Raw genomic sequence first — 26,054 nt, forward strand, 5'->3', positions numbered from 1 at the left:
TTTTTTGCCGCGCTGCGGCCGCAGCGCGCTTCACGCAGCATGCAACACGCTGGCAAACCTGCCGAGATCGGGTCTTGTCGAAGTAGCTCTTCACCAGCCGTTTTTGCCCCCGCAATTGGCCCTGGGGAGTCATCACCCGGGTAACAATGCCAGTCACGGCGGTTGACCGTGACATTGAGCACTGTAATGATCAAGCTCCATTCCAACGACAACACGGTGGAGGCGTTCATGAACGCATTCTGGACCCCGGACTCGCAGGCCCTGGCGCCTTATCTCGCGGCCTGGCAGCAGGCGCACAAAGGGCTGCAGATCATCGCTGGATCCCTGCAACCGGGCATGACCGAGCAGGATTGCGAGCTGCTGATCCGTGACTGGCTACGTGCGCACCAGCTGTTCGATCCGGCCCGCCCGCCAAAGGTGCGCTTTACCGCCCAGCCAACCCGCCGTCGCTTTGGCCTGAACAGACCGGGAAAGCGCCGTTACCGGATCGGCATGGGCTATATACTGCGTTGCGATGCGGTGCAAAACGGCTACGCCGCCAAGGCCTGCCTCAGCGGCCCCGACGTCGTTCAGCTGGCCGCATTACACCGCCGTCTGCGTGACTATCGCGACCAGCTGCCACACGCCCTGGTCCGGGGGGAAACACCCCAGCAGCTGGCTGACCGTTTCCCCGGCCTGCGCCAGCACTACCGCCTGGCGCCGCTCACCGGCACCCTGCCCGAAGGGAACCGCATCGGGGAAGGGCCGCTGATACCCGGCCTGTGGCAATGGCAGCTGACCCTGAGCGATGGCACGCACAGCGTCGGCAGCAGTGAATTCCTGCTGATGGACGACCAAGGCCCGCGCTGGCTGACCGACACTCCGGCGCACCTGCTCGACACAAACAATAACGGCAATAACCACAAGCAAGAGGAAGCAGCCTGATGGTGCAGTGGCGCGACAGCAAAGTGAGCCGTGATGGCGTAGATCTGGCCGTACGGACCTGGAGTTCCGACAAGAGCCCCACCGTGGTGCTGGTTCACGGCTATCCCGACGCCAATCATGTCTGGGAAAAAGTGGCAGAGCGACTCAGCCGGGATTTCAAAGTGGTCGCCTATGATGTCCGCGGTGCCGGCAATTCCTCTATTCCAAAGGATCGAGCAGCCTACAAGCTCCGCCAGCTCCGTGACGACCTGCATGCGGTGATGGATGCGGTTTGTCCCAATGAGAAAGTCCATCTGGTCGGCCACGACTGGGGCTCCATTCAGACCTGGGAGTCGGTCACTGACCCCGGCGCGGAACAACGCATTGCCTCCTACACCACCCTGTCCGGCCCCTGCCTGGATCACGTGGGCCAGTGGATGAAAGCCCGGCTGCGCGAACAGAAAGTTGGCACCGTACTCAATCAGCTCGCCCACTCCTGGTATATCGGCGCCTTTCAATTACCGGTGCTGGCGCCGACTTTGTGGAAAGTCGGGCTGGCCAAGGCCTGGCCCCAGTTACTGCGCCGCAGCGAAAACCTGCACAGTGAAACCAGCGCCACCCAGCAACAGGACGGCATTCACGGCATCGAACTGTACCGCGCCAACATGCGCCCCGCCTTGCTCAAACCCCGGGAGCGCTATACCAAGGTACCGGTGCAACTGATCGTTGCCCGCGAAGATAACTATGTGCGCCCTGCCATGCTTGAAGACCTGCATCTGTGGACCGATCGCCTGTGGCGCCGGGAACTGGATTGCGGCCACTGGGGCCCCTTGCTGCAACACCCGGACGTGACCGCCCGCTGGATCCGCGAGTTTATTCAACACATCGACGGCGCCCCTGCCAGCGGCCCACTGCAACGCAGCGAAGTGACCGGCACACACCCGAAAGGCCCGGACAGCGGCAAGCGCGTTGTGGTCACCGGAGCCGGCTCCGGCATCGGCCGCGAAACCGCGCTGGCCTTTGGCCGCCGGGGCGCGCTGGTGCTGTGCACCGACATCAATGCCGAGGCCGCCGCCAGCACCGCCAGCATCATCATCCGTGAAGGCGGCGACGCGCTCAGCCGCAAATGCGACGTGAGCAACACCCGCTCCATGGAGGCCCTGGCCAACTACGTGGAAAAGGAACTGGGCGCCCCGGACATCCTGATCAATAACGCCGGCATCGGCCTTTCCGGCTCACTGCTCGACACCAGCGTGAAGGACTGGCAACAGGTGCTGGGCGTGAACCTGTGGGGCGTCATCCACGGCTGCCGGTTATTCGCCCGCCAGATGGTCGACAACGGCAAGGCCGGGCATATCGTCAACGTGGCTTCCGCCGCCGCCTTTCTGCCCTCGCGCATGCTGCCCGCCTACGCCACCAGCAAAAGCGCGGTGCTCATGTTCAGCGAATGCCTGCGTGCAGAAATGGCGGAGCACAACATCGGCGTCAGCGCCATCTGCCCCGGTATCATTGATACCCCCATCACCCGCAGCACCCGCTTTGTGGGCGTGGCCGACGAAGAACAAAGCCGCCGCCGAGAGGATGCCGCCAAGCTGTACCAGCGCCGGGCCTATACCCCGGACCGGGTCGCCCAGGCCATTGTTGAAGCCGTACAAAGCAATCGCGCGGTGGTGCCCGTGAGTCCGGAAGCGCGGGGCATGCAGTGGCTGGGACGCTTCACCCCATCCCTGGCCCGCAATCTGGCACAAGTGGAAATTTAGACGCGGCAAGCTTCACGCAACAGGCAACAGCGCGATTCCGGTCTGTTGTTTTTCCAAGGCCCGTGGCCGCGCCCACAGCCGGGGCGCAAACCGGGCCTGTCAATCAGCACGCGCCTCGCCCCCGTTGTTGCGTGATGCTTGTTGCGTGCTGCGTCTCTTTTCTCCTTCTAGCCCCAGTGCAAAAAGGGGGCTATCATCGCCACATGAAAACCAGTGACCGTAATCCCGCAGCGATTCTGCGCAGCCTGAAAAAATACACTCAGCCGGCAGAACAACAGGCCCCGGCTGACACCGGCGACCACAAGGAATTCACCATCGACGAACTGGCCCGCGAAGCCAGCTCGACGGTGCGTAACGTGCGTGCCTACCAGGACCGCGGCATCCTGCCGCCCCCGGAAAAGCGCGGCCGTACCGGTATTTATACCGACGTGCACTTGGCACGCCTGAAAATCATCGGTGCCCTGCTGGAACGCGGCTACACCCTCAACAACATCCGCGATTTGCTCAGCGCCTGGGAACAGGGCCGCGAGCTCAACGATATTCTCGGCCTGGAAGTGGCCGTTACTTCCTGGCAGAACCCCAGCGTCCCCTCCTACGTGGACTACCAGGATCTGCTGGATGACTTCGGCGAAGACATCACCCCGGAAGTGATGACCAAGGCGGTCAAGCTCGGCTACATCATTCCCGAAGGCATGCGACTGCGCCTGCCCTACCCGCGCGTCTACAACGCCGGCAAGGAGCTCAGCGAAGCCGGCGTACCGCTGGACGCGGTACTCACCCATGTGAGCCTGGTCCGCGAGGAAGTGGACAAACTGGCCGAGCGTTTCATCGGCATGATCATCCACCACTTGGTGGACGAAAAGTACGGCGACGAAGCCCTCCCCGAAGGCGAAGACGTGCCCAAACTGGCCGACTTCATCACCCGCATCCGCCCACTGGCCGATGCTGTGGTCAGCGATGAACTGGGCCGGGTACTGGAAAAAAGCATCAACAAGATCCTCGTCGACCGCCTGGCCAACGTGCTGGCGCATATGGAAAAGAAGGGCTGAGCAAAACAGCGCCTAGCTGCGAGCTTCTAGCGTCTAGAGGTGAGCAGCTGCCCCCCACTTGCTAATACCCACAAACGTCACTTCCTCCCATTCGCATCTCACCAGAAAACCCGGCTGCCACTAGCAGCTCATGGCTAGAAGCTCGTAGCTGTCTTTTCATGCTGCGTTAAGTAGGCTTTTCTTTCTGTTTTGTTGCCGCCTCTCCCCCCATACCCATGGGAATGCCAATCTTGGGACGACCGTGCGAAAAATTGCGTCATTGCTCGATCCCGCGCAACCCTCGCACCAAAACAATCTCGCGCCAAAACAATAAAGTCCCGAGGAGAGCACCATGAAACCCGGATTTGTCATGACCGCGCTGCTTGCCGCCAGCCTGATCAGCGCCTGTGGAGGCGGGGGCTCCAGCAGCCCCGCTCCGGTGGCCAACACGCCCACCCCCAACGTACCCACGGAACCGGAAACACCCACGCCGGAACCGCCAGCGGACCGTCCCGCCACCGTCTCCGCACCCTTTGCGGATTACGGCACCGTGCTCAACATCCTGCCCCCCGGCCAGGATGATATCGGTGGGCTCAGCAGCCTCACCGCCGACATCCCCGGTCTGGGGGACCTGGTCGGCACCCTGCTGGATGACCTGGTCGCGGAAACCGGCCTGGTCCCCGCGCTCACCAAAGAACCTCACTTCGATGATCAGCTGGGCCTCTACGATGCGCTGGTGCGCAGCGAACCGGGACTCACTGATGATCAACTCACTGACTATTTCAAAGCGGCTCCGTTGTTGGCCGCCGACGCCGGCAACTGGGAAAGTGAACTGACCCTGGACACCGCCGGTTACCAGGTGGACATCAAGCGGGATAACTTTGGGGTGCCGCACATTTACGGTGACTCCCGCCGTGACGCCCTGTTCGGGGTCGGCTATGTCACCGCCGCCGACCGCCTGTTCCTGCTCGACGTACTGCGCCGGGCCGGCCGGGGTGAACTGTCGCGCTTCCTGGGCCCGGCGGATTTCTCCTTCGACCAGGACATTGCGGTGGATGCGCCCTACCGGGAAGAAGACCGCACCACCATGATCGCCAAGACCATCGCCCGTTTCGGTGACGACGGCGCCCAGGTATTCGAAGACGCCACCAACTACGTGGCCGGGCTGAACCAGTACGTGAGTGATGCCCGTGGCGGCCTGCTGCAAGTGCCGGTGGAATACGTGGCGCTGGGCGTGCAACTGGAACCCTTCGTGATTGAAGACGTGGTCGCCATCGCCACCCTGATTCAGGGCATCTTCGCCGGCGGCGGCGGCAACGAGCACAAGAACGTGCTGCTGCTGCAAGCGCTGGAAGAACAGACCGGCAGCGCGGAAACCGCCTGCGCCCTGTGGAAAGACCTGCGCAATGGGCTGGATGCGGAATCGTCCGTCACCACCACCCGCTCCTTTGCCACCCAGTCACCGCCGACCCTGCCAGACCTGTGCCCGCTAAGCGGCGAGCTGGCCGGCCAGTTCCCCGGTGCCGTCATGTTCGACGCCGGCTCCTTCCAGGCCCATCAACCCCTTAGCCACGAACCCTGCGGCCGCCCCGGCCAGCCCCAGTGCCCCGAGGCACTGGGTAATGTGCCCGCTCTCCCCGGCACCGGTGTAGTCGGCGGCTTGCTGGATACCGTGGGCGATCTGCTCGGTGGCATTTTGTCCCTGTCATTCCTCCACGACGATGGCGCCCAACTGGGCTCCCAGTGGGCCACTCTCACCCGGCAGGTTCGCCAGCTCGGCAACGCTCCCGAGGAGCGCCTGAGCGACGAACAACGACAGGAAGTCATGCAACGCATTGCCGGCATTGAAACCGGCCTTAACGGCCTGCGTGATGGCTTCCCGAGCACCATGTCCAATGCCCTGCTGCTCAATGCCGAGCATTCCGCCAGTGGCCAGCCGCTGGCCGTGTTCGGCCCGCAGACCAGCTACTTTGTCCCGCAGCTACTGCTGGAAATGTCTATCCATGGCGGCGACCTCAACACCCGTGGCATGACCTTCACCGGCTTACCCTATGTGGTGATCGGCCGTGGCCCGGATTTCGCCTGGAGCGCCACCTCCGGCAGCTCCGACCTCACCGACGTGCGCGTAGTACAGCGCTGCTCACCGGCCGAGGCTCCCGCCCATGGTGAAGGCGGCTATCAGGTCAACGGCCAGTGCAAACCCTTCGATGTGATCGACGAAGAATGGGTGGCCCGCTGGAACCTGGCCTCCTCCACGGACCCGGAAGCGGTCGGCCAAAACGAAACCGTCCGCCGCCGTGTCATCCGCACCAAGGAATACGGCCCGGTGATCGGCTTTGCCACCGTGTCCGGCCTGCCCGTGGCAGTGACCCGCCAGCGCAGCACCTACTTTGCCGAGCTGGATACCGCCCTGCCCTTCATGCAGGCTACCCGCAATGAGGTGCACGATGTGCAAAGCTTCTACGACGTGTTCTACAACACCACGGGCAGCTTCAACTGGTTCTATATCGACGACCGGGATATCGCCTTCTTCCATTCCGGCGACTACCCCCAGCGTGCCAACGGCATCCACCCGGAACTGCCCAGCTGGGGCAACGGCCAGTACGACTGGAACGGCTTCCTGCCCCAACAGGCCCATCCCCAGGAGAGCAATCCGGAACGTGGCTACCTGGCCAGCTGGAACAACCGCCCGGCCCGTGACTGGTGGGCTGCGGACGCCCACGCCCCCTATGGCTCCGCCCACCGCAACGACATCCTTGATGTGCGCCTGCAACAACTGGTGGAAGAAGGCAGCGTCACCCGGGCACGCATGGTAGAAGCCATGGGCGATGCGGCCACCGTGGACCTGCGCGGCCAGGAAATCATTCCCCACGCCCTGGCCCTGCTGGAAAGTGCGCCCGTCACCGGCGACCAGGACAGCGCCATCCGCCTGATGCAGGACTGGGTCACCAACGGCGCCATGCGTCGCGACCGGGACGGCAGCGGCAACTACGATGAAGAAGCCGCCGTAGCCCTGATGGATGCCTGGTACCCGCTGATGATCGATATCCTGCTGCCACAGGTCACCGCCGTGGAAGACGTGGACGGCCAGAACCTGTCGCTGATGGGTCGTGACAACAAGCCCGGGGCCGGCGGGTCCGCCTATAACAATGGCTACTACGGCTATGTAGGGCGAGTGTTGGAACAGGCTCTGGGTACCAGCGCCAACCCTTACCGGGCCCTGCGCTGTGCGGATAGCGATGACAGCAACGCCTGCCGCGATGCCCTGGCCGACAGCCTCAACCAGGCCATCGAGCAACTGGGCGGCATTGCCAGCATGGACAGCTGGAACGTGGACGAAAGCCAGGACCAGATCCAGCACCGCGCCATCGGCCTGTCCGGCGTCGCCCCCATCCACTGGCAAAACCGCCCCACCTTCCAGCAGGTAGTGGAATTCACCGGGCACCGGTAAAGCAGGAGCGAGTTGAAAGTTTAAAGTTAAAAAGCGCGGGGCAGGCTCAAGGTTTTGAAGGGCCGTGCCCGCGCCTTTAACGTTAACCGCGGGCACAGCATCGCAAGGCGTCCCTGCCTGGCCCGCGTTTCAACTTTGAACTTTGAACTATTCATTTCCCTTATCCCCTTCAATGCGCCCCATGCATTTGTCTAATGCCCCCATCGGCGTTAGCGTCTCCTACACATAAAAATTCTGATTTTCGGGAGAGCTACGCATGCGCGCCATTCTGTGCAAAGAACTGGGCCCAGCCAACACGCTGGTCATTGAAGACATCGCATCCCCTGCGCCGGGCAAGGGCGAAGTGAAGGTGCGGGTAAAAGCCGCCGGCCTGAACTTCCCCGACACCCTGATCATCGAAGGCAAATACCAGATCAAACCGGAATTGCCGTTTTCACCGGGCGGCGAAATGGCCGGCGAAGTGCTGGAAGTGGGCGAGGGGGTAAAAAACTTCAAACCCGGCCAGCGGATCATGGGCCTCACCGGTTACGGTGCCTTTGCCGAAGAAATCCTGGTGCCAGAGAACCGGCTGATTCCGGTGCCCGATGGCATGGACGACCACACCGCCGCCGCCTTCTCCATGGTCTACGGCACCAGCTATCACGCGCTGAAACAACGGGCCAACATCCAGCCCGGGGAAACCCTGCTGGTACTCGGCGCCAGTGGCGGCGTAGGGCTGGCTGCGGTGGAAATTGGCAAGGCCATGGGCGCCAAAGTGATCGCCTGCGCCAGCAGTGACGAGAAACTGGAAGTGGCCAGGGAAGCCGGCGCGGATGATCTGATCAACTACGCTGACGAAGACCTGAAAGAGGCGCTCAAGAAGCGTTACCCGAAAGGCGTGGACGTGATCTACGACCCCGTGGGCGACAAGTTCACCGAAGCGGCCCTGCGCAACATGGCCTGGAACGGCCGTTTGCTGGTGGTGGGTTTTGCCGCCGGTGACATCCCCAAGATTCCCGCCAACCTGGCGCTGCTGAAAGGCTGCTCCATCGTCGGGGTATTCTGGGGCGCGTTCACCCAGCAAGAACCGAAAGTGAACATGCAGAACATCATGGAACTGTTCCAGCTGTTCGGTCAGGGCAAGCTTAAGCCGCGCATCAGCCAGGTGTTCAAATTCGAGGAGTACGAACAGGCGCTGGCCGCGCTGACCTCGCGCACCGCCAAAGGCAAAGTCGTACTGGACGTGGCCGGTCAATAACCGCGCAACGCGGGGCGGAAATGGCCGCAAAGCCATTTCCGCCGCTTGGCCCCGCCACCACACAACCTGCCAACGCCATTAACCAGAAAGGATTCTAGTATGAGCGCAATACCTGAAGATTTTGGGCCCCTCTCACGAACCAGCCCGTTCACGGATTTGCTCGGCCCGATCCACGAAAAACGAGCCGCAAACGGACTGATCATCGGCATGCTTGCAGAGAAAAAACACTGCAACGCCAGGGGCATTGTTCATGGTGGCGTCCTGGGGACCCTGGCCGATATTGCCATGGGATACAGCTCCGCGTTTTCCACCGAACCTCCCACGCCCATGGTGACGACCAGTCAAACCATGGATTATGTGGGCAAAGCCGAACAGGGGGACTGGATTGAGGTGCATACCGACGTGCAGAAGGTCGGTCGCAGCACCGCCTTTGCCAACTGCTATTTCCATATTGGAAGCAGACGCATTGCCAGGGCCAGCGCCATCTTCAGCGTCATTGCCTGAAAACGGCCATCCACCAAGTCAGGCTCGGCGGCCCCTTCATTCCCCTTTCAGCCTGCTCTCAACCCCGACCACTCTGGTCAATCACCACCCCCGGCGCCCCTGCCTGCAGTAGCTCGCGCAGGTCGTCCGGCACCGTGGTTTTTTCGAACGGCTCGGTGGTCATCATCACGTACACCGCTTCCGAATGGGCAATGGCTCGGCCATCATCCGCGTGGCGGATGTCTGCCTGAAGCGAAAACGAGGTGTTGCCCATATGGGTCAGTGACACGAACACGTCGAGCACGTCATCAAAGCGGGCCGGCGACTGCCACTCGGTGGTCAGTTTCACCACCTGGTTATCCAGCCCCGCCGCCAGCAACTGGCTGTAATCCCGCCCCAGGGCACGCATGAATTCGGTCATGGCGATGTCCACGTAGTCCCCGTAACGGGCGTTAAACACCACGTGCTGGGCATCGCATTCGTTGTAGCGCACCCGAAATCGAAAGCAAAAAGGATTGGCCATACATCACACCTGATTCTGTGAAATCGCTGTATTGCGAGCAAACATACCGAAGAGTATGCTCGATATATTTTCGGAATTCTATTCCATAAACGGAGAGCCCATGACCACCGCCAGCGACGCCATGCCCCGCTACGCCCCGGAACGAATCGACGAGGTTTTCACGCCCCTGCCCCAGCGCCTGCAATACTGGGCCGATACCCAGGGCGACACCCCCGCCCTCTACGATGAAAGCGGCATGCTGACCTGGCGCCAACTGGTCGACAACATTCACCAGGTGGCCAACCAACTCATTGAGGCTGGGCTGAAACCCGGCGACACCGTCACCGGGTTATCGGAAAACAGCGCCCGCTACCTGACACTGTTCCTGGGCACCCTGACCGCCGGCGGCTGCATGGTCCCGCTCTCCGGCATGGCCTCCGGTGACACCCTGGCACTGATGATCAACGATTGCGACGCGCGCTTCCTGTTTGTCTCCGACAAGCATCGTACCCTGATCGCCCCCTTGCTGGGCGATCTGGACAACATCCCTGCGCAACACCGCTTCAGTCTGGATTTCCAGGCACCGGGGTGGCGCACCCTGGATGACTGGATCGCCGACGCCGACACCAGCGCGCCGCATCACATCCCGCAGCCAGATGACCCGTTCAACATCATCTACAGCTCCGGCACCACCGGCGTCCCCAAAGGCATTCTCCACGACCACCGCATGCGCGCCCGTCAGCTGGAGCGAGTCACCGACCTGGGCTACGACCAGAGCGCCGTCGCACTGGTGTCCACGCCGCTCTATTCCAACACTACCCTGGTGTGTGTGCTGCCTACCCTGTTTGCCGGCGGCACCCTGATCACCATGGCGAAATTCCACAGCCAGCGTTACCTGGAACTGGCCGAGCAACACCGCGTCACCCATACCATGCTGGTGCCCGTGCAGTATCAACGGCTGCTGGATGACCCGGCGTTTGATCGCTTTGATCTGAGCCACTTCAAGGTGAAATTCTCCACCAGTGCGCCCCTTCGCGCACCGTTGATTGCCGATGCCATGGCACGCTGGCCGGGTAATCTGGTTGAGTTCTACGGACTCACCGAAGGGGGGCTGTCCACAGTACTTAACTGTGCCGAGCACCCGGATAAATGGGCCACCGTGGGGCAACCGGGCGAAGGCTGCGAAGTGCACATCATCAACGAGGATCTGGAGGAACTGCCTGCCGGGGAAATTGGCGAAATCGTGGGCCGCAGCAGCGCCATGATGCGCGGCTACTACAAACGCGAGGACAAGACCGAAGAGCTGCTCTGGACCCGTGCCGACGGTGCCGTGTTCTATCGCACCGGTGACATGGGCCGGCTCGACAGTGACGGCTTCCTGTCGGTGCTGGATCGCCGCAAGGACATGATCATTTCCGGGGGTTTCAATATCTACGCCGAAGACCTGGAAAAAGCCCTGCTCAGCCACGACGACATCACCGATGCAGCTGTGATCGCCATTCCCAGCCGCCAGTGGGGCGAAACCCCGCTGGGGCTGGTGGTGCTACGCGAGGGTTGCGATACCGGCCTGACCACCCTTTGTGACTGGGCCAACCAGCAACTGGGCAAAGCCCAGCGGCTGTCCGCACTGGAACAACGGGACCACCTGCCACGCAGCACCATCGGCAAGATTCTCAAACGGGAACTGCGTGACCCCTACTGGCAGGAACAGCCTCAATCCGCGCGGGGCTAAGCCTCACTGCCCCGGCCAGCCAGTCGGGGCAGTCACTGGTTTATAAAAACCGCTCGATCGGCAACCGCGCCAACAACCACGCCGCCAACCAACGCACCACACTGACCCGTGGCTCACGATATAACACCTCCGGCACGCCCTCCTCACCGTCTGCCGCCCAGGCCAGCTTGCCGTCTTCCCGGGACAACCGAAAACTGTTTTCCGGCGCCAGCCCTTCTTCGATAAACGCCGCCACCTGTTGCCCCAGTTCGGCAGACGCCACGTAGTAACCCATCTCGGTATTCAGGTGCACCGAGCGCGGGTCGATATTGAACGAACCGACAAACACTTCGCGACGATCCAGCACCATGGCCTTGGTATGCAGGCTCGCCTGGGAACGGCCTTTGAACAATCGCACCTGGCGACGCAGCGCCCGGGCATTGGGCTGCAATTCATGCAATTCCACTCCCGCCGCCAGCAACCCCGGCCGATAACGGGAATAGGCGCCGTGGGCGGCGATCACGTCATTGGTCGCCAGGCTATTGGTCAGCACGGCCGCACGACCACCTCGCTGCCGAAAGCCCGCCAGCGCCTCCACAAAGGCGTCACCCGGAATAAAGTAACTGGCTTCCATCAGCAATTCGCGATGGTCTTTCCTGCCCAGTAACCGGGCCAGCTGCTCACCCATCAATGTCTGCTTGGCACCGCTGGCCTTGTCCGGGCTGTCGAACAACAACGCCGCCGGCGCCTGCACACATTGTTGCTCCTGCTTGCTCAGGTACTCGGTAAAAAACGCTTCGTGTTGGGGAAACAGGTAAGGATAACCTTTCAGGGAGGTGCGCCAGCGCCCCAACCAACGCCAGACCCGTTCCGCCGTGGCCTCGGTTCGGCGCCGGTAACTTTTCATGGGCACCGCCAGCGGGCTCTCCCAGAAGGCATCAAACGCGCTGCGGGTATCGGCTACAATGGCGCCCTGGGCGTACAGATCCAGATCACGGAAATTGGTGGACGCATTGACGCCAAAATAGTGGTCGGCAATGTTGCGCCCGCCCACCAGCGCCCGCTCCCCGTCCATGATCCAAGCCTTGTTGTGCATGCGGTGATTAAGCAGCGGCGCATGGTAGAGCCATTGCAAAAAATATTTATAGCGACCCTTGAACGGGTTGAATAACCGCACCTCGATATTGGGGTGCGCATCCAGCGCCGCCCACTTCACATCCCGGCCCAACTGATTGGCATGATCCAGCAACATGCGCACCTTCACACCCCGCCGCGCCGCTTCCAGCAAACGATAGATCAGCAGCTTGCCGGTGGTGTCGTCATCCCAGATGTAGTACTGCACATCCAGCGTGCGCTGCGCCAGCCGCGCCAGGGTGACACGCAGGGTAAACGCCTGATCGCTGTCAGCCACCAGCGAAAAAGACGACACCGGCGTGGGCGTCGAACCGGATGGTGTCTGGCTCATTGGCGCTCACCGTTTTGTCTCGGCGCTGGCCATGATGGTCGCCCGTCAATTTGCCAATCGATGCGCATACCTCGTCCTCTCTGCTCCCTGTCATGATGCCCTGATGACAGGAATATAAAACCTGACCTGAGTGCCAACCCTGCCATACATTCAGCGGAATTCATCAAACTATCACGATCTTTTTACCGCATTTTCTTGTCACGGCGTCAGCCTTTCGGTCTCCCTCTTTCATTCAAGGATGACCGCACATGAACAGGCACGTTCTCACAACACCGGCCGTCACCGCTCTGCTCACTGCCCTTTGCGCCAGCGTCAACGCTGCCCCCTACGACTGGAACTACCCGGCGCCGATTCAATCCCCCGGCGCTAACAATAATGGCAAGGTCGTGCTCTTCGATGTCTCCCACGGCGGCACGGAAGGCAATGCCGACTGGGTGATCGACGGCGCTTTTTCCGACTTCGCCGATGCACTGGTCAGCACCGGTTACACCGTGCAGGAATACCGCGGGGTGGATAAAAACAGCGACGGCGTTATCCAGTTTGTGGATGACTACACCAACCCGACCACGGCCAACAGCAACGCCAATGAAGCAGTCATCACTTATACCGCTATCAGTCATGCGGATGTGCTGGTGCTGGCCGAAAGCAACCGCCCTTTTACCCAATCAGAATTACAGGCACTGGAAGATTTTGTGGCCGCCGGCAAGGGCATCTTCTTTGTGGCTGACCACTACAACGCGGACCGCAACCTGAACACCTGGGACAGCACCGAAGTGTTCAACGGCTATAACCGCTCCACCCTGTCCCAGTTCAATGTGGGCGGCAGCTACGGTGACCTGCGCAATCCCGGCACCGCCAGCGGCTGGCTGGCGCAGGAATTCGGCATTCGCTTTCGCTTCAATGCCATCGACTGGCACAGCGGCGCCAGCGGCATCGAACCGGCCAGCCAGGTAGAAGGGCTGACCACCGGCGTGGGCCCGGTACTGATGGCCGGTGGCGCCACCCTGGCGATCACCGACCCGAACAAGGCCAAAGGCCTGGTGTATTTCTCCACCAGCGACAGCCCCAGCCGCTGGACCCACGCGGTGGATTCCGGGCTCTACTTCGGCGGCACCGCCGAAGGCCCCTATGTGGCCATCGCCAAGTCCGGCCCCGGCAAGGCCGCCTTTATCGGTGACTCCAGCCCCATCGAAGATGCCTCCCCCAAGTACAAGCGCCAGGACAACGGCAACACCAAAAGCACCTACCCGGGCTGGACCGATGCCGGCAACGCCGCCCAGCTCAGCATCAACCTGATCGACTGGCTGGCCACCCCGGAAAGCTACACCCAGTTCAACAGCAGCGCCCATCCGGCTGGCACCGCCACACCCACCCCCATGGCCAGCGAAGAGCTGGACGACCCGGATAACGGCCAACCCTGGAACACCCCCTCCGGCGGCTATAACCCCTGGGATGCCAGCACCTTTGACTACGGCGCCTATGGTGCTCCGGACGGCCCCGGTGGCAGCAATGGCGGCGGCACCGGAGACACCTTGTCCGTGAGCGAGGCACTGGCCGAACCCACCGGCACCACCGTCACCGTGTCAGGGGTGATCACCCAGGCCATCAACGGCGAGTACGCCCTGGAAATTGAGGACAGTGCCGGCAGCGCCACGCTTTACGTGAAACTGGACAGCCAGTACCGCAATGACTTCAGCCCGCAGAACAACCCGTCGGTGATCGGCGAGACCCTGCAAGTGAGCGGCGAGCGCGATGTCTACATGGGCGAGCCCAGCATCGAGTACGTCACCGACATGCAGCTGGTGGATGGCAGTACCGGGGGTGGTAGCTGTGGCAGCAGCGGCGCGGTGTCGGTGAGCGACGCCTACGCCAACAGCCAGGGCACCCCGCTCACCGTGGTGGGCGAAGTGATTGGCGGCGTCAACGACCCCTACGCCCTGGAACTGGGCGACCTGAACAACAGCACCAGCGTCTACGTGAAGCTGGAGTCCGACCAGCGCGCCGAGTACAGCCCCGCCAACAACCCGGCCATGGTCGGCCAGACCCTGGAAGTGGACGGCGTGCGTGACCTCTACATGAACCACCCCAGCCTGGAATCGGTGAGCTCACTCACCGTGATCAGCAACTGCCCCTGATTCGTTTTAAAAAATTCCCCGGCGGCGTTCGCGCCGCCCTTCCTTGAACCCAAACACAGGAAACACCATGAAGGCTTCACTGCGATCCCTGCTGGCCCTGTCTCTGGCCGGCGGCGTCCTGCTCAGCGGCTGCGGCGGCGATGACGACAACACCCCCGCCCAACAGGACACCACCCCACGGGTGGATCTGCGTCTGATGGAAACCACCGATATCCACGCCAACGTGATGGATTACAACTACTACAGCGACAGCGTGGATAACGGCCACGGCCTGGTGCGTACCGCCATGCTGGTCAAGCAGGCCCGTGAGGAAATTGCCCACCCAGAAAATTCCGCACTGGTGGATAACGGCGACCTGATCCAGGGCAGCCCCATGGGTGACTGGCGCCAGGCGCAAGGGCTCACCAGCGGCGAAGTGCACCCGGTCTACAAGGTGATGAATGAAATGGCCTACGACGTGGGCAACTACGGCAATCACGAATTCAACTATGGCCTGGATTTCCTCGCCGAAAGCGTGGACGACGCCGCCTTCCCCTACATCAGCGCCAACGTATTCAGCGCCGACGGCAACACCCCCCACTTCGACCAGTACAAGCTAATCACCAAGACGGTCTACGACCGGAACGGCAACCCCCACGAACTGACCCTGGGCTTTATCGGCTTCCTGCCACCGCAAATCATGCAGTGGGACAAGAAGAACCTGGAGGGCAAGGTCACCGCCAAAGACATCAAGGCCACCGCGGAGTTACTGGTGCCACAGATGAAGGCGGAAGGGGCGGACATCATCGTCGCCATTCCCCATTCCGGCATCAACACCACCGCCTACTCGGAAGAGGCCAAGGCAGAAAACAGCAGCTGGTACCTGGCGGACGTGGACGGCATCGACGCCATCATGTTCGGCCACAGCCACCTGACCTTCCCCTCGGACAGCTTTGCCAACACCGCTAACGTGGATCTGGAAAAAGGCACCATCAAGGGCGTGCCCTCGGTAATGCCCGGCTACTGGGGCAGCCACCTGGGCATCATCGACCTGAGCCTGGCACTCAATGAGGACGGTGAAAGCTGGACCGTAGTGGACAGCAAGGTGGAAGCCCGCGCCCTGGACCCGGAAGGGGAGGCCGATGCCGCCCTCACCGCCCTGGTGAAGCCCGACCACGACGCCACCCTGGAATACATGGGCCAGGTGATCGGCGAATCCACCGATGACATCTTCAGCTTCCTGGCGGTGGTGAAGGATGATCCTTCCATCCAGATCGTCAGCGATGCCCAGAAAGCCTATGTGGAAGACGCCATCGTCGGCACCGAACTGGATGGCCTGCCAGTGCTATCCGCTGCGGCCCCGTTCAAGGCCTGTGACCGTGACGGGGTCTGCGCCGAGGAAAGCAGCTTCACCGTGGTGCCGGCCGGCGAGCTGCAAGTGAAGAACATTGCCGACCTGTACCTCTACCCCAACACCCTGATGGCGGTAAAAGTCACCGGTGCCGAACTGGAACAGTGGCTGGAATGTTCCGCCTCGCAATTTTTCCAGATCACCGATACCACCGACCGGCAGGAGCTGGTGGATTTCAGTGGCTTCCCCACCTACAACTTCGATGTTATCGACGGGGTGACCTATCAGATCGATGTGACCGAACCGGCCCGTTACAACGGCGACTGCATCAAGGTCAGCGACGGTAACCGCATCGTCGATCTACAGTTTCAGGGTGCGGCTATCGATCCAGCCAAGGAATTCCTCATCGCCAGCAACAACTACCGTGCCACCGGCGGCCACTTCGCTGGCACCGGCGGCGACCATGTGGTGATCGAGTCCCCGGACGAAAACCGCCAGGTAGTCGGCAACTACATCCAGGCCAACAGCCCGGTAACGCCCACCGCCGACAACAACTGGTCGTTTGCCCCGATCCTGGGTTACAGCAGCGATCTGGAAATCGTCTTCCGGGTACCCAACACCGACCGCGCCAAAAACTTCGTGCCCAGCGCGGTGGCCGGGGCCGGTGGCAGCTTTATGGCCTCCCTGCTGGATGACAGCGGCAACGAAGCCATCTACGAGCTGAACCTGCAGCCCTGAGGCATCCATCCCGGCCTGCCATCACAGGGTGGGCCGGGTGACATCGCTGCACCCGAAACCACAAAACTGCCGTTACGGCTCTGCCAACGGCTCGTCGTTTCTGATCCGCAGAAAACTGGCAAAGCGTGGCAGCCCCGTGGCGGTTTTGCCGAAATACTTGTAGGTCACGGTGGCGCCCAATGGCGGCGGCGTTCTGCGCTGTTTATCGGTAAAGCCGGTGCCCAACCGGAATTGCCGGCCATCGTCCCGCTTTACCACCAACGCCCCCAACATGCCCCGGTACTTGCCTTTCCCTTCCGTGTGGCCAACCACCACGGCTTCCGCATCCTGGTACGTCTTCACTTTCAGAATCGCATCACTGCGCCCCGCCTGGTACAGGCTGTCCCCGTGATGCAGCATCAGCCCTTCACCTCCCGCCGCCATGACCTTGTCCAGCCGCTGCAACAGTGCCGCGTGACTGGACACGGGCTGCTGCTCTATCACGGAAAGCGTATAGGCATTACTGGCTGACGCCAGCGACTTCATTTGTTGAATACGCTGCGAGAAGGGCGCGTCACTGGCGGGCAGATCAAACACCTTGTATCGAATCTGTCGCCACTCCTTGGCATCGGGTTGCAACCGGCGTACCGCCGCGGACACCTCCGCAAATCGCCCGCGCCCCATCCACAGCTCTCCGTCCATGGGCGTATCCGGGTAACCGCGCACAAACCAGGCCGGCGCCTTGATCACGTGTCCGCCTTTGCTGATCAACTGCTCCCCATTCCAGTAGGCCCGCACCCCGTCCAGCTTTTCGCTGACCCAATACCCCTGCAGCACCATCCCTTTCTCATAGGTCTGCGCCAACTGCAGTGCCGGGCCCTGGGCCAGACACCACCCGGCCATTATCCACAGGCCAATAATGGCCAGTCCTTGCCTGCTCTTCACGGCATCCTCCCCGGTTTATGTCAGGCTGGCACCATGACAGATTCCGGCCGCGCGCCCTGTCCGTTTGTGCATACCGGTGATGTAAGCCATAACGGTTTGCAACAAATCGCGATCGGCTGCATCCAACAGGCAGGAGGTAAGTAATTATGCGAGTTATCACACTATTGGGGCTGCTGGTGATCAGCGCACCGAGCCTGGCTGCGGAAGCCTATTTTGCCGGTGGCTGTTTCTGGTGTACCGAGTCCGATTTTGAGCAACTGGACGGCGTGAGCGAAGCCATTAGTGGCTATGCCGGCGGTGACGAGGCGAACCCCAGCTATGAGCAGGTGGCATCCGGAAACACCGGGCACACCGAAGCGGTCAAGGTGATCTACGACCCCGAGGTAGTCAGCTATGCCAATCTGGTGACCTGGTTATGGCGTCATATCGACCCCACCGACGCCAACGGGCAATTTGTGGACCGTGGTAAACAGTACCGTAGCGAAATTTTTTATCAGACCGCTGACGAGAAAAAAATCGCCGAAGCGTCGCGGGCCGCCCTGGAAAAAAGCGGGCGTTTCGACAAGCCCATCGTTACGGATGTCACCAAACTGGACACCTTCTATCCGGCCGAAGACTACCACCAGAACTACTACAAGACGCACTCCATCAAGTACAAGTACTACCGCTATCGCTCCGGCCGGGACCAGTTCCTGGAAGAGCACTGGGACGACCCGAGCCACCGACCCTGGCTTGAAAAGAATGTCACCCAGTCATGGCAAGGGCCGGATAATTTTGCGCGTCCCAGCGACGACGAACTGAAAAAATCCCTGCCGGAACTGGTCTACAAGGTCACCCGTGAAGATGCCACCGAGCGCGCCTTCCAGAACCGTTACTGGGACAACAAGGCCGCCGGCATTTATGTGGATGTAATCAGCGGCGAGCCGTTGTTTTCATCGAAGGACAAATACAAGTCCGGCACCGGCTGGCCCAGCTTTACCCAACCCATTGATAAATCCTTTATCACTGTGCACGAGGACAACACCCTGTTCACCACCCGAACGGAAGTGCGCAGCCGCTATGCGGACTCCCACCTTGGCCACGTTTTCGCAGACGGCCCCGCGCCCACCGGGAAGCGCTGGTGCATGAACTCCGCCGCGCTACGGTTTGTTCCCGTCGATCAAATGGCAGAACAGGGTTACGAGAAATACCTTTCTTTATTTGAAGAATGATTTTGCAAAAAAAGCGCGGACAGTTTTCCTGTTCGCGCTTTTTTGTGTGTTAATTTTTCGTTTTTCTCTTACTGTTTTTTCAATTTTCCTGCACCGGTGACCAACAGCAATAAGACACTTCCGGCAATAACACCCAATACCAGATTCGCCAGCATGGGCGCCACGACACTGAGGATGCCCGACAACGGTAATGACGCCATGGCGTCGTCCAGATGGTGCAGAGCATCGTGGCTACCCGGCAAGCCGTGAAGCAAAATGCCGCCCCCTACCAGGAACATGGCCGCCGTACCGGCGACAGAAAGAAACTTCATTAGCCGTGGTGAAAAGCCCACCAGCATTTTCCCCAGCGTTTCGCGAACTTTTCCGCCTTTCTCCCTGGCCGTTTCGATCAGGTGCAAACCCGCGTCATCCATTTTCACGATACCGGCCACCAGGCCGTAGACGCCAATCGTCATGCCGATGGCGATAATACTGACCACCATCACTTGCTGCACGAAAGGTGCAGCTTGCACTGTACCCAGGGCGATCACGATGATTTCTGCAGAAAGAATAAAGTCCGTGCGCACGGCGCCTTTAATCTTGTTCTCCTCGAAAGCGACCAGGTCCACATTCGGATCCGCCATGGCCTTGAGTTTTTCCTCATGCTTCCGGGCATCCTCTTTGCCATGGAAAAAGGTATGCGCCAGTTTTTCCACCCCTTCGTAACACAGGTAGGCGCCACCGAGCATCAGCAGCGGTGTAATCAACCAGGGCAAAAAAGCGCTGATCAACAGCGCCGAAGGCACCAGAATAAACTTGTTGCGCATGGAGCCTTTGGCTACCGCCCAGACCACCGGCAACTCACGTTCCGCACGAACGCCGGAGGTCTGCTCCGCATTCAACGCCAGATCATCCCCCAATACCCCGGCGGTTTTTTTTGCCGCCACCTTGGTCATTACCGATACATCGTCAAGCACCGCTGCGATGTCATCGAGCAACATTAATAAACTGGTTCCAGCCACGTTATCTATCCTTGTAAATGGAGTTGTGCCTCAACAATTAACTCGCCAAGACTATCACGCCTCGGCACCCTCTCTATTTGGCAGCGGCAAACGCGGCCGGTTAATGGCGATCGCTGCGATACCGGCAATGGCCAGGGCCCAGCAATAATGAATGGAACCGATCAGCGCCAGGGGGGACAGCTTGGCGATGGAACAGGCCAACAGCACCTGGGCACCGTAGGGAATCAGGCCCTGCACCACGCAGGAAAAGATATCCAGCAAGCTGGCAGAACGGCGCAGGTCCACGCCGTGATCGTTGGCGATGTCCCGGGCCATCTCGCCGGTGAGCACGATAGCCACGGTGTTATTGGCCACAAACACATTGGCGAATACAACCAGCAGGGCAATGCCCACTTCTCCGGCCCGCTGCAGGGGAAGCTTGAGCCAGCGGGTCAGGCCGTGGATGCGTTCAATCACCCAGCGGGTGCCGCCCTGGTCGGTCATCAGCTGGGACAAGCCACCAATCAGCATGGACAGCAGCATGATTTCGAACATGCCTTCGAAGCCCGTGTAGATAGCCCCGTTCATACTGGCAAGTGTGTAGTCCGGCATCATTACCATACCGGTAATGCCCGCCGTGACGATGCCCACGATCAGTACCGCCAGCACATTCAGGCCACAAAGCGCCAACCCGAACACCAGCAGGTAGGGCACCACCAACGCAAACCGGAAGGGCTCAGCTTCCACCTGGTGCTCCCCACCGCCCAACACGATCAGCAACAGTACCGTCAGCGCCGCCGCCGGCACGGCAATCCAGATATTGACGCGGAACTTGTCCTTCAACGACACGCCCTGGCTGCGAGTCGACGCAATGGTGGTATCGGAAATCATCGACAGGTTGTCGCCAAACATGGCACCGCCCACCACCGCGCCCAGGGCCAGCGGGACGGACAGTTCCGTGGCCCCGGCGAAGCCGACGGCAATGGGCGCCGTGGCCGCAATGGTGCCCATGGAGGTACCCATGGCGGTGGCGATAAAGGCAGAAATCAGAAACAGGGCAGGCAACACCCACTCGGCAGGAATGATGGTCAGCCCCAGCTGGACGGTGGCGTCCACACTGCCAATGCTGTCACTGACGCTGGCAAATGCCCCGGCAAGCAGGAACACCAGGCACATCAGCAACAGGTTGGGATGACCGATCCCCGCCAGCAAGCGGTCCACGCTGGTGTTCACCCTTTTTCCGGCCACCCGGGCCATCAGCATGGACAGCACGATGGCCGCCATGGCCACCACCGGTGCCTTGATCTGGTAGAACGCGAAGTCGGTGCCGGCGGAGGTGTAATAAAGCCCGCTACCGAGAAACACCACCAGAAAAAACAGCAGCGGAATCAGTGGCCAGGCCCGTGGAGAAGGCGCCGCTGGCGTCATGGGTTCTGTCATGGAAGGCCCCGATCAATCAATGATCGGCCCAGTGTAGAGATTTCGTCAGCAAGTCGGTAGCAGCGCCTCTCTCCCTGTAGGAGTTCCCTTCCAGGGGACGAACAGCGATAGATCGGCGCCAATCCACCGTAGGCGCTATGGATTTCGCTTGCAGGCAAGCTCCCACATCTCAATCACAAGGCGTCCACAAGAAAGGAAGGCTTTCTGTGGGAGCGTGCCTGCACGCGAAAGCACTGAGGCGCGCCGCTTGAGGCGCGAACCGCGGGGCGATCAGGGACGGCAGAGCCCGGCAGGTTTCAAAAAAGATGGCTGCCGTTCGACTCTCTGCGCTCTGTTCGTCCCCTGGAAGGGAACTCCTACAGCGGCTTCGTGCCTGGGTGTTCGTAGCTCGAGGCGCGTTGCTGGCCTTTTCAGAACGTATCCACAAACGGCCGACCGCCGTGTCGACCGGTCTTGAACCCGGAGGCATTCAGCCCGCGCAGAATCCACTGGCGGCTTTCCATGGGATCAATCACCGCATCGATTTCCAGGAAGCTGGCCATGTTCATCGCCTTGCCCTGCTGGTAGGCCTTGGCCACCAGTTTGTCGAACAGCCGCTGCTGTTGTTCCGGTGTCGGCTGAGCCGCCAGTTCTTTGGCGAAGCCCAGTCGCACCGCCCCTTCCAGCCCCATGGCGCCGAACTCGGCACTGGGCCAGGCGGCGGTAAACAGCGGCGAGTGGAAACTGCCGGCGGCCATGGCCTGAGCACCGAGGCCGTAGCCCTTGCGCAATACCACGGTGAAGAACGGCACCGTCAAGCTGGCGGCGGTGACAAACATGCGCGACACATGCCGCACCGTGGCCTGTTTTTCCGCTTCCGGGCCGACCATGAAACCGGGGGTGTCGCACAGGGATACCATGGGCAGCCCAAAGGCTTCGCACAGCTGCATAAACCGCGCCGCCTTGTCGCCGCCCACCGCATCGATGGCGCCACCGAGGTACTGCGGATCGTTGGCGATCAGGCCGAACGGTTTGCCTTCGATACGCACCAGCGCGGTAATCATGCCCGGGGAAAACGCCTTGCGCAGTTCCAGCACCGAACCGCTGTCCGCCAGGGTCTCAATGACAGCGCGAATGTCGTAAACGCGGGTGCGTTTTTCCGGAATACGGTGGCGCAGCTCACGCTGATCCGCCGCCTGCCAGTCCGTCTGCGTGCCCTGAAAATAAGACAGGTACTGCTTGGCCACCGCCACGGCCTCGGCTTCATCTTTTACCCGCACATCCACTACCCCGTTAGGGGCCTGTACGCTCACCGGGCCGACTTGTTCCGGGGTAAAACGGCCCAAACCACCGCCTTCGATCATGGCCGGCCCGGCCATGCCGATCGAGGCATCTTCTGTGGCAATGATCACATCACAGCAACCCAGCAACGCCGCGTTGCCGGCAAAGCAGCGGCCAGAACCGATGCCCACCAGTGGCACCTCACCGGACAGTTTCGCCATGGCCGCGAAGGTGTGGCAGTCCAACCCGGCCACGCCGACAAAGTCCGTGTCCCCGGGGCGACCGCCGCCGCCTTCGGCAAACAGCACCAGCGGCATCTGCCATTGCCCGGCCAGTTGCAGCAGGCGGTCGGTCTTCTTGTGGTTCATCATCCCCTGGGTGCCGGCGAACACGGTGTAGTCGTAGCTCATGGCCATAACGCGGGCGGCCTGTTCACCAAATTGATCGGCGTTGACCGTGCCGGTACCGCCGATCAGTCCATCCGCCGGGCTCAGGGTCTGCAGCTCTTCGGCACTGCGGCGGCGACGCTGGGCGGCCAGCGCCATGGCGCCGTATTCCTGAAAGCTGCCCGCATCCAGCAGATCGCCCAGGTTTTCCCGGGCGGTGCGCTTCCCCTTGCGGTGACGTTTTTCCACCGCCTGCGGGCGCCCTTCATCGCTGATCCCGTGATGGCGATCCAGCACATCCGCCAGATCCTGGCGAATATGATCCAGGTCCACACTTTCTTCAGTGGCGACAGCCGGCCCCCCCACCTCACCGGGAGTGACAAACAGCAGCGGCGCCGCTTCGTTCAGGGTATCCCCCTCACCCGCCGCCAGGCTATGAACCCGGCCGGCCGTGGTAGCGCGCACCTCGAATTCCATTTTCATGGCTTCCAGTACGGCCACCACCTGGCCCACCTGCACCGCGTCGTCTTCCTTCACCAACAGGGATACCAGCACGCCGGTGGTCGGGCTGATCAGGGCCTCGCTACCCGCCGGGGTGGCCACCGTCTGCGCCTGCGGTGACGAGGCCACCGGCAGATCCGGGGTGATCTCATCAGGCAGGGCCGCCAACAACGCAGCAAGATCGCTCTCCACATAGCGGGTAGTCACCGCATTGGCCTGCACCGCATCACTGGCCAGCAACGCCTGCAGCAGCGGCAGGTTGCTTGAGACGCCCGCGATGCGGGTCTGCTTCAGCGCCCGGCGGGCACGCTGCAGCACCGCGGCATAATCCGCACCCGTCACGATCAGCTTGGCCAGCAGAGAATCGTAGGCCGGGCTCACCGCGTAACCCGCATAACCGTAACCATCCACGCGAATGCCCGGCCCGCTGGCCGGCTCATAGGCCGTCAGGGTGCCGGCGGACGGCGCGGTACTGCCATCGGCCTTGAGGGTTTCCAGATTGAGGCGCAGCTGGACCGCCATGCCGTCGCAGGCTGGTGGGGTAAGCAGATTCAGGTCCGCCAGGCTGGCCCCCGCCGCCAGATGAATCTGCGTCTGTACCAGATCCACCCCGGTGACCTGCTCGGTGACGGTATGCTCCACCTGCACCCGGGGGTTGGCTTCCATAAAGAAGTAACGGCCGGCGGCCGGCTCCACCAGAAATTCAAAGGTGCCGATACCCAGATAGTTCACCTCGGCGGCCAGGGTCAGGGCACTGTCGATAATGCGATCACGGAGGGCCGCATCCAGCCCCGGCGCCGGCGCAAATTCCACCAGCTTCTGGTGACGGCGCTGCAGGGTGCAATCACGCTCCCACAGATGGCTCACCGCGCCGCTGCCATCGCCCAGCACCTGCACTTCAATATGCCGGGCGGCGGGCACCAGCTGCTCCACATAGACCGCGTCATTGCCGAAGGCCGTCTTCGCTTCCGACTGACAACGCTGATACGCCGCCTCCAGTTCTGCAGCGTCAGTAACCACTCGCATACCGCGACCACCGCCGCCGCTCAGGGCCTTGATCATCACGCCACTGCCATCGAGGGACGCCATAAAGGCCTTCGCCTCCTCCATCGTCACCGCCTGCGCGGTGCCCTGCACCAACGGCGCCTGACACTTCGCCGCCAGCGCCCGGGCCGCCGCCTTGTCGCCAAACAGCCGCAACGTATCCGCCCCCGGCCCGATCAATGTCAGCCCGGCCATCTGACACTGTTCGGCAAACTCCGCGTTTTCCGCCAGAAAACCGTAACCGGGATGGATCGCCTCGCAGCCCTGCTCCCTGGCAACCGCAATCAACTGCGCCCCATCCAGATACGCCGGCACACCCCGTCCCGGCAACGCCACCGCCTCATCCACCTGACGGACATGCAGCGATGCCTGATCATCCTCCGCAAACACCCCCACGGAACGAATCCCCAGATCCGCACAGGCATTGGCAATACGAATGGCAATCTCGCCACGGTTGGCGATCAGGATGGCAGAAAACGGGACGGGCACGGCAGACTCCACTCTTTGACGTAAAAGCAAGGACCACAGTGTAGCCACTCACCATTATCGATGGCATTGATCAGGGTGCATGGAGGGGTATGCATTGGGTTAATGCTGGGCTGTCGGGATAAAGAACACGGGGGCAAGACCCGCCCCCGTGATCCCGTTTATTTCTCCGCATCCATCACCCAACGCTACTGACTAAACCAACACTCCTGCATCTGAAACCAGCCAAAAATCACGTAAGCCCCGTATTACTCCCGTCCTCTTCTGTTTGTTTTTACTGGGCTTGGGCCATGGCGCTTCACCGCCTGTGTCCACCCTCGCTCAAAGCTGTCGTACTCTGACGTCCCAATTTTATGCGGGTTTCGGTAGCGGCCTTGATTCTTGAAATAGCTTAATCTTCCCTCTTTAGTGTATTTATCCATTTGAATACTCCTGCGTATGGTAGATTTTGAAGAAAAGCCTTGTTACGCTATTTTCAATAAATAGCCGTTACACTTTCAACAGGCCTTTTAATGAAAAAAGCGTTACCACAAGAGGAAAGGGCATTTCTTTATGAAAAGGGTGGCAAAATCTACCCTGAGGAGACCTGTATAGAAGAAGTTGTTGCCGCAGTTAACCGAGGCATACAGGGCGAATGGGCCGACACAATGCCCCAGTCCATCATTTTCAAGCTGCTGCACAATTGGATTTGCAGATACCTGAATGAAGGAGCGACCGAGCGCTTCCTTAACGATTTAAATGCTGAATTGCGCCAAATTCAGTATTCAAATTATATTGTTCCATCTGATTTCTACTCTGCTGGTGGAAAAGAGCCAGAGAGTATCTTTGTTGTAAATATGAACATTGATTATTCTTATGAAGCGTTTGCCGCAAAAGAATTCTCTCGGTTTATAACATATGGAATGCTCAAGAAGATCCAAAGGTGTCAATATCCTGATTGTCAGAACATCTTCTTGGGCCCACCGCAAGCCAAATGGTGTTCCAAGAGTTGTGGATCTAGATACAGAGTCGAGAAAAAGAGAAAAATTGATTCTGAATACAAGTAGAGCTTACTAATACAGTTGAGGCAGGGGGCCGGA

The 26,054-nt window shown here is 60.8% G+C and carries 17 protein-coding genes; 11 read left to right on the plus strand and 6 right to left on the minus strand.

The features are described from left to right. Positions 1-186 precede the first annotated feature (186 nt). The 6 genes from F1529_RS00495 (at position 187) to F1529_RS00520 (ending at position 8,883) form a co-directional block, all read left to right on the plus strand. Entirely contained in the window at positions 187-924 is a 738-nt protein-coding gene (locus tag F1529_RS00495; RefSeq protein WP_155131112.1) for a hypothetical protein, read from the plus strand. Further along, complete coding sequence (locus tag F1529_RS00500; RefSeq protein ID WP_155131115.1) at positions 924-2,663, plus strand: SDR family oxidoreductase; 1,740 nt, start codon at positions 924-926, stop codon at positions 2,661-2,663. The genes F1529_RS00495 and F1529_RS00500 overlap by 1 nt, the downstream gene beginning before the upstream one ends. A 203-nt stretch (positions 2,664-2,866) precedes the next feature. Beyond that, on the plus strand, positions 2,867-3,712 hold the full coding sequence (locus F1529_RS00505; protein ID WP_007151241.1) for a MerR family transcriptional regulator: 846 nt from the start codon (positions 2,867-2,869) through the stop codon (positions 3,710-3,712). 331 nt (positions 3,713-4,043) lie between these two features. Next, positions 4,044-7,142: a penicillin acylase family protein gene (locus F1529_RS00510; protein WP_155131118.1), complete on the plus strand. Its 3,099-nt coding sequence runs from the start codon at positions 4,044-4,046 to the stop codon at positions 7,140-7,142. Positions 7,143-7,398: 256 nt separating this feature from the next. Next, positions 7,399-8,379, plus strand: coding sequence for an NADPH:quinone oxidoreductase family protein (locus tag F1529_RS00515; RefSeq protein WP_155131121.1), 981 nt, complete (start codon positions 7,399-7,401; stop codon positions 8,377-8,379). A 99-nt stretch (positions 8,380-8,478) separates the two neighbouring features. Continuing rightward, positions 8,479-8,883: a PaaI family thioesterase gene (locus F1529_RS00520; protein WP_039926580.1), complete on the plus strand. Its 405-nt coding sequence runs from the start codon at positions 8,479-8,481 to the stop codon at positions 8,881-8,883. Between the two features lie 58 nt (positions 8,884-8,941). On the opposite strand, the gene F1529_RS00525 is transcribed toward F1529_RS00520, so the two are convergent. Then, on the minus strand, positions 8,942-9,385 hold the full coding sequence (locus F1529_RS00525) for a thioesterase family protein (RefSeq protein WP_155131124.1): 444 nt from the start codon (positions 9,383-9,385) through the stop codon (positions 8,942-8,944). Positions 9,386-9,485: 100 nt separating this feature from the next. On the opposite strand from F1529_RS00525, the gene F1529_RS00530 reads away from it, so the two are divergent. Beyond that, positions 9,486-11,096 (plus strand): class I adenylate-forming enzyme family protein, encoded by a 1,611-nt coding sequence (locus F1529_RS00530; RefSeq protein ID WP_230457665.1) that lies wholly within the window; start codon positions 9,486-9,488, stop codon positions 11,094-11,096. A gap of 40 nt (positions 11,097-11,136) precedes the next feature. Here F1529_RS00530 and F1529_RS00535 read toward each other — a convergent pair whose 3' ends face one another. Next, on the minus strand, positions 11,137-12,540 hold the full coding sequence (locus F1529_RS00535; protein WP_155131130.1) for a phospholipase D family protein: 1,404 nt from the start codon (positions 12,538-12,540) through the stop codon (positions 11,137-11,139). 248 nt (positions 12,541-12,788) lie between these two features. Here F1529_RS00535 and F1529_RS00540 point away from each other — a divergent pair, with 248 nt between their 5' ends. Next, positions 12,789-14,675 (plus strand): hypothetical protein, encoded by a 1,887-nt coding sequence (locus tag F1529_RS00540; RefSeq protein WP_230457666.1) that lies wholly within the window; start codon positions 12,789-12,791, stop codon positions 14,673-14,675. 67 nt (positions 14,676-14,742) lie between these two features. Continuing rightward, positions 14,743-16,743: a bifunctional 2',3'-cyclic-nucleotide 2'-phosphodiesterase/3'-nucleotidase gene (locus tag F1529_RS00545; protein WP_155131133.1), complete on the plus strand. Its 2,001-nt coding sequence runs from the start codon at positions 14,743-14,745 to the stop codon at positions 16,741-16,743. Between the two features lie 72 nt (positions 16,744-16,815). Here F1529_RS00545 and F1529_RS00550 read toward each other — a convergent pair whose 3' ends face one another. Beyond that, on the minus strand, positions 16,816-17,667 hold the full coding sequence (locus F1529_RS00550; RefSeq protein ID WP_370456919.1) for a DNA ligase: 852 nt from the start codon (positions 17,665-17,667) through the stop codon (positions 16,816-16,818). Positions 17,668-17,813: 146 nt separating this feature from the next. Here F1529_RS00550 and msrB point away from each other — a divergent pair, with 146 nt between their 5' ends. After that, positions 17,814-18,878, plus strand: coding sequence for a peptide-methionine (R)-S-oxide reductase MsrB (gene msrB / locus F1529_RS00555; RefSeq protein WP_155131136.1), 1,065 nt, complete (start codon positions 17,814-17,816; stop codon positions 18,876-18,878). 68 nt (positions 18,879-18,946) lie between these two features. Here msrB and F1529_RS00560 read toward each other — a convergent pair whose 3' ends face one another. The 3 genes from F1529_RS00560 to F1529_RS00570 all read right to left on the minus strand — a co-directional run bounded on the left by F1529_RS00560 (position 18,947) and on the right by F1529_RS00570 (position 24,978). Next, a complete protein-coding gene (locus tag F1529_RS00560) occupies positions 18,947-19,879 on the minus strand; it encodes a DUF808 domain-containing protein (RefSeq protein ID WP_296030600.1) in 933 nt (310 codons plus the stop codon). A gap of 54 nt (positions 19,880-19,933) precedes the next feature. After that, positions 19,934-21,298, minus strand: a complete 1,365-nt coding sequence (locus tag F1529_RS00565; protein WP_007150477.1) for a Na+/H+ antiporter NhaC family protein — start codon at positions 21,296-21,298, stop codon at positions 19,934-19,936. 410 nt (positions 21,299-21,708) lie between these two features. After that, a complete protein-coding gene (locus F1529_RS00570) occupies positions 21,709-24,978 on the minus strand; it encodes a carboxyl transferase domain-containing protein (protein ID WP_370456920.1) in 3,270 nt (1,089 codons plus the stop codon). A gap of 509 nt (positions 24,979-25,487) precedes the next feature. On the opposite strand from F1529_RS00570, the gene F1529_RS00575 reads away from it, so the two are divergent. Next, positions 25,488-26,021, plus strand: coding sequence for a CGNR zinc finger domain-containing protein (locus F1529_RS00575; protein ID WP_155131139.1), 534 nt, complete (start codon positions 25,488-25,490; stop codon positions 26,019-26,021). Positions 26,022-26,054 lie beyond the last annotated feature (33 nt).

The organism is Alcanivorax sp. VBW004, assembly GCF_009718865.1.
GTDB lineage: Bacteria > Pseudomonadota > Gammaproteobacteria > Pseudomonadales > Alcanivoracaceae > Alcanivorax.

Bases quoted from the DNA above. Each gene is read 5' to 3' on its own strand.
- F1529_RS00495 (WP_155131112.1), top strand. From the start codon at position 187: ATGATCAAGCTCCATTCCAACGACAACACGGTGGAGGCGTTCATGAAC.
- F1529_RS00500 (WP_155131115.1), top strand. From the start codon at position 924: ATGGTGCAGTGGCGCGACAGCAAAGTGAGCCGTGATGGCGTAGATCTG.
- F1529_RS00505 (WP_007151241.1), top strand. From the start codon at position 2,867: ATGAAAACCAGTGACCGTAATCCCGCAGCGATTCTGCGCAGCCTGAAA.
- F1529_RS00510 (WP_155131118.1), top strand. From the start codon at position 4,044: ATGAAACCCGGATTTGTCATGACCGCGCTGCTTGCCGCCAGCCTGATC.
- F1529_RS00515 (WP_155131121.1), top strand. From the start codon at position 7,399: ATGCGCGCCATTCTGTGCAAAGAACTGGGCCCAGCCAACACGCTGGTC.
- F1529_RS00520 (WP_039926580.1), top strand. From the start codon at position 8,479: ATGAGCGCAATACCTGAAGATTTTGGGCCCCTCTCACGAACCAGCCCG.
- F1529_RS00525 (WP_155131124.1), bottom strand. From the start codon at position 9,385: ATGGCCAATCCTTTTTGCTTTCGATTTCGGGTGCGCTACAACGAATGC.
- F1529_RS00530 (WP_230457665.1), top strand. From the start codon at position 9,486: ATGACCACCGCCAGCGACGCCATGCCCCGCTACGCCCCGGAACGAATC.
- F1529_RS00535 (WP_155131130.1), bottom strand. From the start codon at position 12,540: ATGAGCCAGACACCATCCGGTTCGACGCCCACGCCGGTGTCGTCTTTT.
- F1529_RS00540 (WP_230457666.1), top strand. From the start codon at position 12,789: ATGAACAGGCACGTTCTCACAACACCGGCCGTCACCGCTCTGCTCACT.
- F1529_RS00545 (WP_155131133.1), top strand. From the start codon at position 14,743: ATGAAGGCTTCACTGCGATCCCTGCTGGCCCTGTCTCTGGCCGGCGGC.
- msrB (WP_155131136.1), top strand. From the start codon at position 17,814: ATGCGAGTTATCACACTATTGGGGCTGCTGGTGATCAGCGCACCGAGC.
- F1529_RS00565 (WP_007150477.1), bottom strand. From the start codon at position 21,298: ATGACAGAACCCATGACGCCAGCGGCGCCTTCTCCACGGGCCTGGCCA.
- F1529_RS00575 (WP_155131139.1), top strand. From the start codon at position 25,488: ATGAAAAAAGCGTTACCACAAGAGGAAAGGGCATTTCTTTATGAAAAG.